A 10675-nucleotide genomic window follows, 5' to 3' on the forward strand; every position below is an offset into this window, starting at 1 on the left:
AATTTTCTTTATACAGTTCGGCCCATCTTTCTCTTAAGTCTTTTGTAGACAGTGTACCCCCAATTAATTCTTTGTCGATGATGTATCGAATTTTAATATGGAAGTGATAAGTAAGTTCGTCTGCTTCCGTACGTATTAAAGAGGGTTGTATTTTGTTGATGGCTTTGTCAAAGTCAGCCAATGAAACCTTGCCTAGCTGTTCCGGGAAATAGATTTGTAATTTGGGATAATAATATTGCCAAAATTCTTTGCTTCTTCCAATACAATTTTCCCAAAATCTGCTTTGTGATTCGTGTATGCTTAAAGAAGCGTATTCGCCGCTAGGCAGTCCATAGTCTTCATTGGGAAGGCCCTGCTCGTATAAAGCGTGACCCGTTTCATGTATGCAACTCCAGTTCATATTAGCGAAATCATGTTCATCAATTCTTGTGGTAATCCGCACATCCTGGGAAGAAAAATTAGTGGTAAACGGATGTTCCGAAATGTCCTGTCTACCCGCGTCAAAATCAAATCCCAATTCTTTTATTAAATATATTCCCCAATCCCATTGTTTTTGTCTGGGATAAAATTGACGCAAAAAATCGTCATTGACCTTGCCCTTTTCTGTAACTTTTTGTAACAGTGTCTTTAAGGGTTCTGTCATTTCTTCAAACAATTTGTCTAACATTTCCACCGAAGCACTCTTTTCATAATCTTTTAAGAGTGCATCATAAGGATGTTTTTCATAACCAAGGAATTCCGCTTCTCGTTGCTTGAGTAGGACTAATTTATGCAAAGCAGGCTCAAAGATTTTATAATCATTATTTCTTCTCGCATCTATCCATTGATGATAAGCCTCAGAAATTGTTTCACTTAATTCGCGTACAAAGGCGGACGGTAATTTCTTTTGTCTATCAAAGTTCTCTTTTGATAGTTCTACATTTATTCGCTCTACTGTTGTTAGTCCATCTGTTACAAGGAGTTTTTCCAGTACTTGTTCGTAAGACCTTTTTGTGGATAGTTGATGTGCTGTCTCAGACAAAGTTGCCAACTGCCTACTGCGTGCCTTGGCTCCTTTGATGGGTAAATAAGTTTCTTGATCCCATTCCAGAACGGCAGCAGCGTAACGAATGTCTGCGATCTGCTGAACGGCGGTTAAATATTCTTGATATAAATCTTTTATGGTATTTGTCATTAGGCAAAAATAGAAAAAGCGGTTATTGTTGGGAACAATAACCGCTTTAATTTATAAATTAAGGGAGAAATTATTCCCTCATTAGATTAATGACCGCTCTTTTCTTTTTGAGCCTGCATTTGTTTTTGAATAGCTTCCTGCATTTGCTTTTGCATTTCAGGAGTCATTTGCATTTGAGGTTTAGGAGCTTCAGATTTTGTTATGTCTGTCACTTGAATGTCAAATACTAAATTGCTATAGGCAGGAATATCGGAGCCTTGTGCCCGTGCACCGTAGGCTAGGCCTGCAGGAATGTAAATCGTTCCTTTTGCACCTTTCCCGAAATAAGGCAAAGCTTTGTCCCATCCTTCGATGGTGCGGTGTTGGCCAACATCAACTTTAATGACGCCGGGATGGTAGTGGATAAATGTAGAGTCCAAATTAGTATCGAAAATCTTACCATCTAACAATTTCCCTGTATATAAAACGCTAGCTTGCATGCCGGAATCAGCTTTAATGCTGATATCGCCTGGAGTTTCCAAAGCAATGTAAATGCCATCTGGCGTTTTGATGGCTTTGATACCTTTATCTTTGATGTATTTATCCAACTGTGCTGCAGATTCTTTAAATTTCACTGCTTCACGCGCTTCTTCTTTCGTCTGTTCTTTTGTTACATCTAAACGTGCAAGGGAATCACTTTTAAATACGTTTAATACGCTTAGCGTTGCATGTATAGTGCCGCCTTTTCTCAAGAAAGAAGGCGCCTGACCCGCAGGAATCATTTTTAATATGCTATCAACATTGATTGCCACTTCTACACTGTCTCCCGATTTCAAAAGTGGGAAAAGTTCTTGAATTTGCAATTTACCCCTGTCGCTGGTATCCACTTTTTGATAACCGGGCATTTGAGAATAATTTTCTCCTAATATTGAATCTTTCCCTTTGCTATCTGCAACAGTGTATTTGAATTGAAATTTAATGATATCGCCCGGTTCTGCTTTTACGCCCACTGTATCAGCGTGCACAGCTTTTCCGGAAAAGACTTTATATTTCATTCCAGATTTAGTGGTCTTGTACCCCATATTACAAGAGGTGAATGCAATCAAAGCTATGCCGCCCATTGCGTAGAGTAGTTTTCTCATTGTTTTAATATTATCTCTTTTTTAAATTTTAAAAAGCAATATTAGTTCAAAGCTGTTTCATAATCTAATAAAATTGCTTTAAATTTTTCGGTGGTCTCCTTCAAGGAATCTTTGCTGTTACCCCCTGCTGCATTTTTGTGGCCCCCCCCATTGAAATGTTTCCGAGCGAAAATATTCACATCAAAATCTCCCTTGCTGCGAAAACTCCATTTTCTTTCTTCGTCTCTGTCAATAGCTATTGCTGCGAACTTTATGCCTATAATGGAGAGCATATAATTCACAAGACCCTCCGTTTCGCCGGTTTTCACCTTGAATTTTATTAAATCTGATTTAGGAATAACCATTAAGGCGGTATTGTATGGATAGAAGATTTCAATTCGATTGGTTAGGCTATTGCCCAAAAACCTTATTCGGGATTCGGTATTACAGTCGTAAATATTTTCGTGAATAATGGAATGGTTTAGTCCTAGATCTTTTAAAAATGCCACGGCTCTGTGGACGGAAGCGGTGGTGCTAGGAAATCTAAAGGAACCTGTATCCGTCATTAAACCGGTATATAAACAGGTCGCGATATCCAAATTTATCTTATTAGCATTGCCAGAATCCATAATAAAGTCGTACACCATTTCGCAAGTGGAACTCTTGGCTGTATTACTAACACCATAATCAAAGACTTCGGTTTGAGGCTGCTCATGATGATCTATTAATATTTTTGTGCATTTGGCATTTAGCAGGGAGGTCTCCATTGTTTTTGTCCGATGCAATACATTAAAATCTAAGCAAAATATCCATCCGGCTTCCTCAATAAGTTTATCAGCTTCCGCTTTATTTTTCTCATAATCCACCACTTTACTGGCGTCTGGCATCCATTTTAAAAAATCAGCCCAATTAGTGGGCGAAATAACGGTAATCTCATGACCGTATTGTCGTAGAAAATGAAATAAACCAAGCGTCGAACCCATAGCATCGCCATCAGGCTTTTGATGCATCGTGATAACTACCTTGTGAACATTTGACAGCAGAGGATAAAAGTCTTCGATTGGTTTCATAGTTTGCAAAAGTAATTTATTGATTCGAAGAAGTAACTAAAATTTACGGGTTAAACGTCAAAAGGAGGTGTTTGGTGACTTATTTAGCGATATTGGAGAATCGTTTTTGTATTTGCATTTAAAATATTAGTTTTGCGCACAATTAAAAATTTATATGAGCAATACAACATTTACTATGATCAAGCCCGATGCTACTTCTAAAGGTTATACCGGTGCAATTTTAGATCAAATGATAAAAGGGGGCTTTACTATTAAAGCTATGAAATGGACAAAATTGACTAAAAAGCAAGCTGGCGCGTTTTACGAGGTACATAAAGAACGTCCTTTTTATGGTGAGTTAGTTGATTTTATGAGTAGCGGACCGATTGTTGCGGCTGTTTTGGAAAAAGAAAATGCGGTGGCTAGTTTCAGAACATTGATTGGTGCTACCAATCCGGCAGAAGCTGCTGAAGGAACTATTCGCAAGAATTTTGCTGCATCTATTGGTGAAAATGCTGTGCACGGCAGTGATAGTGATGAGAATGCTGCAATAGAAGCTAATTTTTTCTTTTCCCACCTAGAAAGGTTTTAGTTTGAATTACCTTATTTATAATATAGAAATGGCGCGAAATTTTCGCGCCATTTCTTATACTTACTAACTCACTAACACTCTGGAAGCCATTATTTTTTAGAAGATTTCTTTTGTACTTCTTCTACAATTTCCTCCTGTTCATCAATTTCTTCTAATATGGAGTCGACGGCGGTTTCTGCTAACTGTTCGGTGAGTTTTGCCCTGATTTTTTCTTCAATTTCGTTAGCCATTTCGGGATTATCAATCAATAATTGTTTTACTGAATCGCGGCCTTGTCCAAGTTTGCTGCCATTGTAACTAAACCAACTTCCGCTTTTGTTTACAATTCCTAATTCGACACCCATATCGATTATTTCTCCTACTTTACTAATTCCCTTGCCATACATTATATCAAACTCGGTAATGCGGAATGGAGGAGCTACTTTGTTTTTTACGACTTTCACTTTAACACGGTTACCTATAGAAATGTCTCCATCTTTTATTTGTGCGGCACGGCGGATATCTAAACGTACGGAAGCGTAGAATTTTAGGGCATTACCGCCTGTGGTAGTTTCTGGGTTACCAAACATAACACCAATTTTTTCACGAAGTTGGTTGATGAAAATACAAATCGTATTGGTTTTACTGATGGTGGCGGTTAATTTACGCAAAGCTTGGCTCATCAATCTCGCTTGCAAGCCCATCTTGCTATCGCCCATTTCGCCCTCCAATTCACTTTTAGGAACCAGAGCTGCAACAGAGTCAATAACGACCACGTCCAACGCCCCTGATAAGATAAGCCTGTCTGCAATTTCAAGTGCTTGCTCTCCATAGTCAGGTTGAGATATTAAAAGATTATCTACATCCACGCCCAATTTTTTTGCATAACTACTATCAAAAGCATGTTCCGCATCCACGATAGCGCAGATGCCACCTTTTTTTTGTGCTTCAGCAATTACGTGAATGGCCAATGTAGTTTTACCGGAAGATTCAGGCCCATAAATTTCAATAACCCTACCTCGTGGTAAACCACCAATACCCAATGCGGTATCCAGTCCAATAGAACCTGTAGAGACGGCCTCTATCACTTGATGAGGTTTTTCATTCATCATCATTACACTACCACGGCCAAAGTCTTTATCTATTTTATCAATAGTCAGCTTTAAGGCTTTTAATTTTTCTACGTTTACGTTACTCATTTTATGTCGATTATTATTTTACAATTTTTAAGACTTCAAATGTAAGATTTTATTTCCAATAAATAACTAATTTTTTTAGTAAAATATTTGACAATTATTTTAGTTACCGGGCGAACAAAAAAAATGCCCCGTTAAGTATGATAACATACTTTACGGGGCAAGGTTCTATAATGAGTGGTAAAATCCTGTATTTTAATTAATTACGAAACGAAGTCCCAATCCGAATCGGCCTGCTTCAAAATGAGAACCGTGGGTAACTGTCCACCACGGACGCCAGTCAAAACCAAAGTCGAGAGGTGCACCGGGAATTTTATATTCCAGTCCCAAGGAAGGACGTACAATAAAATCGCTATAATGGTCAGCTAAAAGAACTTGGGGCCCAATACCTATATTCCACATTAGCCCGTTTGCATTCCTTATTGGTGCATTGTAGGAATATTCAGCTCCCAGCACCGTCGCTCCATTTCCAAAAATAATCATCCCTTGAAGGGCGTCTTTAGGGTTGAAATAGTGTTTAATACTTGGTCCTACAAAAGTTCCGCCATTTCCCACGTCTATAAATAGTCCGGCGGCATTTTTATAGCCACTTTGTGCATTTACATTTTGTACAAATGTTATAGAGACAAGTAAAAACAGTGCAAAGATTAATTTTTTCATAGAATAGAATTTAAGGTGAGAATTGCATGTCTTAATGAGTATTACAAATAGCAAGCCAAAATCATATGTTCTAATAGCATCGCCACTTGACAATTTTTGAAAAGAAATAATTCTTAAGTGTAGCACTAGGAATAGAATATCCGTTTTCAACAATAGTTATACCCTTTGTGTATCAAAACGACATTTTACAACTTTTTGAAAATATTCTCTCTATGTAAACGAGGGCATTTTGTTCATAAAACACAGATAAAACAATTTACAATGAAACGGAAATTTTCCTTAGATCGAATAACTATCATTTTCATCGGTCTAATTTTAGTAGGCGGCATTTTTTCTTCTTGCTTGAAAGATAATTATCCAAATGGAGTAAGCGTGCAAGTTGCAGGGATTGCTTTAATAAATGCTTCCCCCGGCTCACCTAATTTGAATTTTATAGCGGATGGTCAACGCAAGCCATTACCTTCATTATTTGCCTACGATAGTGCTATGGCTTATTTACCTGCTTATCCTGGTTACAGAGTATTTGGTTTTACTTTACCCGATTCCTATAATTTATTGATCTCGCAGCAGTTCTATTTGGAACCCGGAGATGCATACTCCATTTTTATTTCTGATTCTTTAGAGGATGCGAAACTTACTTATTTAAGAGATACTGCAATGTTACCTGATTCCTCAATGGCAGGAATTCGCTTTGCTAATTTTTCCCCTAATTCTCAGGGGTTAGATCTTATCGTTGCGAATACAGATACTTTAGCTAATAATATTGTTTATACAAAAGCGACTGCTTTTCGATCAATTGCCCCCTCTACAAATTATTCGTTTCAATTGAAGGAAAAGGGAAGTAATACCATACTTGCTACATTAAATAATGTAAGTATAGAAAAGGGGAAGGCATACACGTTATGGGCAAGAGGCTTTGAAAATAGTAATATGGAAAGTACAAAAATTGGATTGGCCATTATGCGAAATAGATAAAGCTAAATTGGTAAATTGCCCTGTATAAGTATCATTCCTTTGGCTCTCTGGGCTTGGGAATGATATTTGTTTGTAAACCTTTAGTAAGTTTGTATTTGCACAATTAATACCCGCCCTAAAAGAAGATCCCTAAAGGATGACAGTAAACGGATGTAGCATTAAAAATTTAGTTGCAGGCTGCAAAAGAAGCGACATCTACTCAAAAGAGCAGATGTACCGATCTTTTTATGGCTATATCATGGGTATCATGATTAGGTATTTAGCGAAACAAAACGATGCCGAAGAACTGGTGAATGATTGTTTTATTAGAATATTTGAAAATATTCGGTCTTTTGAAAATAATAGTGAGGAAGAAGGATATCGAAAAGCGTTTAAAGGCTGGATGGCTACAATCGCTTCAAGAATGGCTATTGATCATTTGAGAAGGGATAAGAAAAGCCTTATTACTGATGAGTTGGAAAAGGTGGACTATCTACTGGAAACGACCCCTGTTCAAAATAGCATGGAGATAAATGAAATACTGGCTTTGCTGGAAATGTTACCACAAACACATAGACTCGTTTTTAACTTGTACGAAATTGAAGGTTTTTCTCATGACCAAATTGGTAAAATTTTGCATATCCCTGCAAGTAGTTCCCGCGTGTTTTTGACAAGAGCAAAAAGCAGATTGAGAATATTATATGAGCAGCGTTTTAATGTTGCTTTATAAGAAATAGAATATAACTGAATAGGAAAGATAAATATAAAATCATCATTAGATGAAAAATGAAAAGAAGGAATTAATTGAACATATCTCTGAGCGATTGAAAGCGCATGAGGAAGAATATAGGCCTGGGGCCTGGGAATCATTTGTTCAATACGAAAAAAGTAAAAATTCTACAATCACCTATCTGCGCAGGTTTGCGGCGGCAGCTTCTATATTGTTGCTGTTAGGGGTAGGAGCATATCTTTATTTCAACGGTTCTCAGAATACATTAAAAATCAACACAAATTCTAAAATTTCAATTGCCCCCTCTAATTTACAAGAAAGTAAAACGCAAAATCAGCTAGCCACTCATAAAAGTAATGCGCAGAAGCAAAATGGAGCGACTAATCATTCTTCTTCACGCGCCCAGGTTCCTTCCGGTTATCCTTCGGTCAATATATCAAAAGGATATGAAGAGAATGCGGCGGCATATTTGAATAAAAATATGGCGGTTGATTCAACAAAACCGTTACATGATTTGGCCCAAAGCAATTATCGGCATATAGAGGATACGTCGAAAGTTCTTGCTGCCCGCGCTAAGCAGCGGCGAGTTCTCCCAAAAATATGGATCCCTTACAATAGTCAGGAAGATAAACAAAGGAAAGATTTGCATTTAGATCAAATGGCTTATGATAATCAGCATGTTTCTGATAACGTCGGTGCAAAAAAATGGAGTCTTGGTGTTGTCGTTACGCCTGGAGTCAGCAATACGCAAAAAGTAAATATGGGTTACGGTGTTACTGTGGGGTATCAACTTACTAAAAAGCTTTCACTTAATTCCGGCTTAGCTTACACAGCGCTTTCGGGATCTAAAGATGTAAGTGATAATACGGTTGTTGTGGGTAGCCGCACATTACAATCTGTAGAAGCAGATGTAGCGGGTGTCAATCTTCCGATAGAGCTTAGATACAATTTTAGCGATAATTTATATGCAAGTGCGGGGGTATCGGCGATGGCAGTATTATCCAATTCACAGCAAAATCATTATGTAGTGACTCAATTTCAAACGAGTAGTTTTGATGCAAAAAATGGAAGTTTATTGAAGACACAAAGTATTGTAAATAGCACTTCTACAAAGACCGTTGAGCAGGTTCCTACTTCTGAATTGAACAACCAGAATTTTGCAGGATTCCTTAATTTTTCTTTTGGTTACAAACAAAAAATTAGTAGTAAGATGAAAAGCATTTCGGTAGAACCGTTTATCAGTGTACCGATGAGTAATAATTTAGCTAATCAAAATATCCATCTCGGTGAAATGGGCGTAAGATTTAAATTTGGGTTGTAAAATTATTTTCTGGCAGATAGTTCAAGAATAATTTTCCATTCTTCATCGCTGACCGGGCAAACGGATAATCGGCCTTGCCTTACCAAAGCAAGATTATGTAATCTTTTCTCCGCTTTCATTTGTACGAGGGAGACGGGTTTCTTTAATGACTTTACAGGTTTTAAATCTACGGCTACCCAACGTTCATCATCAGTGGTAGGATCAGGGTAGGATTCCTTTGCTACTTTGGCAATGCCCACGATTTCCATTCCTTCATTGCTGTGATAGAAAAATACTTCCTCTCCTTTTTTCATTTCTTTTAGATTGTTGCGCGCTTGATAATTGCGTACCCCATCCCAAAAAGTTTGTTTGTCTTCTAAAAATTTTTCCCAGCTGTATTTGAAGGGTTCTGATTTAACCAGCCAATGTGCCATGAAAGATGAATGTTGATGAATAATTGTGGCGCTAAATTATGCAATGTTGAAGAAAAGATGGTCTGTACAGATTATATTTTTTAAACTACGTTATTTTCTCTTCTTATTTTTTATGCCAAACGGTTGAGGATGCTAGATTAGGTGAAAATTAGAAGAAAAAATTTTGTCACCTTTTAATCGGAATAAATAAAGCATATGGCTGTAGAGGTTAGCGTTTAAGTCGTATTTTGCGGCAAATTATATTAGCTATGTTTCAAAATTATAAATTTACCGTAGCGGAAAGATTTCTGCGTTATGTACAAGTCGACACACAGAGTGATCCCGAAAATACAGCCTTTCCTTCTTCCGAAAAACAAAAAGATTTAAGTAAAATATTAGTAGACGAATTACGACAAATAGGTTTAGCTGATGCACAGATGGATGAGAATGGTTACGTATATGCGTCCATTGCCTCCAATACGGATAAAAAAGTTCCTGTTATTTGCTTTTGCTCGCATGTAGATACGGCTCCTGATTGTTCCGGAACTAATGTAAAGCCCATCGTTCATAGGCATTTTAGCGGAGATGATATTGTATTGCCGGACGATAAAACACAAATTATACGCGTAAAAGATTATCCATATTTAAAAGAACATATTGGTAAGGATATTATTACGGCAAGTGGTCTTACACTTTTAGGCGCAGATGATAAAAGTGGATTGGCGATAATTGTAGACATGGCCAATTTTTTGCTGCAACATCCGGAAATAAAACATGGAGATATTAAAATATTATTTACCCCAGATGAAGAAACCGGACGTGGTACTGAAAAAGTAGATTTAAAAAAAGTAGGGGCAGACTTTGGTTACACACTTGACGGGGGAGAATGCGGCACTTTTGAAGATGAAACTTTTAGTGCGGATGCCACTAAAATAACAGTTAATGGCGTAATTGCGCATCCGGGTTATGCAAAAGGGAAACTGATTAATGCCGTAAAAATCGCAGGAGAAATTCTGAATGTGTTACCTAAGGGTGAATTTAGCCCGGAAACAACGGATAAAAGAGAAGGGTTTGTTCATCCGGTGCGTGTTTCGGGCATTGCAGAAAAGGCGATTATTGATTTTATTGTACGGGATTTTACAACGGATAACCTGGCGAAACACGAACAAAGATTGCAAAAGATTGCCGAAGAGGTTGCTGCAAAATATACGGGTGTTACTATTGACTTTGAAACCAAAGAGCAGTATCGCAATATGAAAGATATCTTGGTACAATATCCACAGGTAGCAGAATTTGCAAAGATAGCTTACGAAAAATCTGACCTTATTTTGCGCAACGAACCTATCCGTGGAGGAACAGATGGAAGTCGATTGAGTTATATGGGGTTGCCTTGTCCGAATATTTTTACCGGCATGCAAGCCATTCATAGTAAGCATGAGTGGATTGGCATCTGCGATATGGAAAAAGCGGTGGAGGTGTTAGTTCATTTGACCCAGGTTTGGGAAGAAAAATCTTAATTCTGCAAGAA

Annotated in this window: 11 protein-coding genes; 5 read left to right on the forward strand and 6 right to left on the reverse strand. The window is 37.6% G+C overall.

From position 1 onward, the window contains the following. From ACQR30_RS18165 to ACQR30_RS18175, 3 genes are all read right to left on the reverse strand, one after another. On the reverse strand, positions 1-1174 hold a 1174-nt coding region (locus ACQR30_RS18165), incomplete at its 3' end, for a carboxypeptidase M32 (protein ID WP_429737218.1). An 86-nt stretch (positions 1175-1260) separates the two neighbouring features. Next, positions 1261-2295: an FKBP-type peptidyl-prolyl cis-trans isomerase gene (locus tag ACQR30_RS18170; RefSeq protein ID WP_429737219.1), complete on the reverse strand. Its 1035-nt coding sequence runs from the start codon at positions 2293-2295 to the stop codon at positions 1261-1263. Positions 2296-2336: 41 nt separating this feature from the next. Then, positions 2337-3344 carry a DHH family phosphoesterase gene (locus ACQR30_RS18175; RefSeq protein ID WP_429737220.1) on the reverse strand — a complete coding sequence of 336 codons (1008 nt, stop codon included), beginning with the start codon at positions 3342-3344 and terminating at the stop codon, positions 2337-2339. Positions 3345-3498: 154 nt separating this feature from the next. Here ACQR30_RS18175 and ACQR30_RS18180 point away from each other — a divergent pair, with 154 nt between their 5' ends. Then, positions 3499-3915 (forward strand): nucleoside-diphosphate kinase, encoded by a 417-nt coding sequence (locus tag ACQR30_RS18180; protein WP_429737221.1) that lies wholly within the window; start codon positions 3499-3501, stop codon positions 3913-3915. 89 nt (positions 3916-4004) lie between these two features. Here the strand turns inward: ACQR30_RS18180 and recA are convergent, their stop codons facing one another. Together recA and ACQR30_RS18190 are read right to left on the reverse strand one after the other, a co-directional pair. Beyond that, the gene (gene recA, locus ACQR30_RS18185; RefSeq protein WP_429737222.1) at positions 4005-5093 is read right to left on the reverse strand and encodes a recombinase RecA; all 1089 of its coding nucleotides are present in this window, start codon (positions 5091-5093) and stop codon (positions 4005-4007) included. Positions 5094-5285: 192 nt separating this feature from the next. After that, the gene (locus ACQR30_RS18190) at positions 5286-5750 is read right to left on the reverse strand and encodes a hypothetical protein (RefSeq protein WP_429737223.1); all 465 of its coding nucleotides are present in this window, start codon (positions 5748-5750) and stop codon (positions 5286-5288) included. A 261-nt stretch (positions 5751-6011) separates the two neighbouring features. On the opposite strand from ACQR30_RS18190, the gene ACQR30_RS18195 reads away from it, so the two are divergent. The 3 genes from ACQR30_RS18195 (at position 6012) to ACQR30_RS18205 (ending at position 8755) form a co-directional block, all read left to right on the forward strand. Then, positions 6012-6725, forward strand: coding sequence for a DUF4397 domain-containing protein (locus ACQR30_RS18195; RefSeq protein WP_429737224.1), 714 nt, complete (start codon positions 6012-6014; stop codon positions 6723-6725). 136 nt (positions 6726-6861) lie between these two features. Next, positions 6862-7434: an RNA polymerase sigma factor gene (locus ACQR30_RS18200; RefSeq protein ID WP_429737225.1), complete on the forward strand. Its 573-nt coding sequence runs from the start codon at positions 6862-6864 to the stop codon at positions 7432-7434. A 49-nt stretch (positions 7435-7483) separates the two neighbouring features. Next, positions 7484-8755 (forward strand): hypothetical protein, encoded by a 1272-nt coding sequence (locus ACQR30_RS18205; protein WP_429737226.1) that lies wholly within the window; start codon positions 7484-7486, stop codon positions 8753-8755. Positions 8756-8757: 2 nt separating this feature from the next. Here the strand turns inward: ACQR30_RS18205 and ACQR30_RS18210 are convergent, their stop codons facing one another. After that, on the reverse strand, positions 8758-9168 hold the full coding sequence (locus tag ACQR30_RS18210; protein WP_429737228.1) for an EVE domain-containing protein: 411 nt from the start codon (positions 9166-9168) through the stop codon (positions 8758-8760). A 248-nt stretch (positions 9169-9416) separates the two neighbouring features. Between ACQR30_RS18210 and pepT the strand changes: the two genes are divergently transcribed. Then, positions 9417-10664: a peptidase T gene (gene pepT, locus ACQR30_RS18215; RefSeq protein ID WP_429737230.1), complete on the forward strand. Its 1248-nt coding sequence runs from the start codon at positions 9417-9419 to the stop codon at positions 10662-10664. The last annotated feature ends 11 nt before the right edge of the window (positions 10665-10675 follow it).

Source organism: Arachidicoccus sp. (assembly GCF_050436765.1).
Taxonomy (GTDB): Bacteria; Bacteroidota; Bacteroidia; order Chitinophagales; family Chitinophagaceae; genus Arachidicoccus.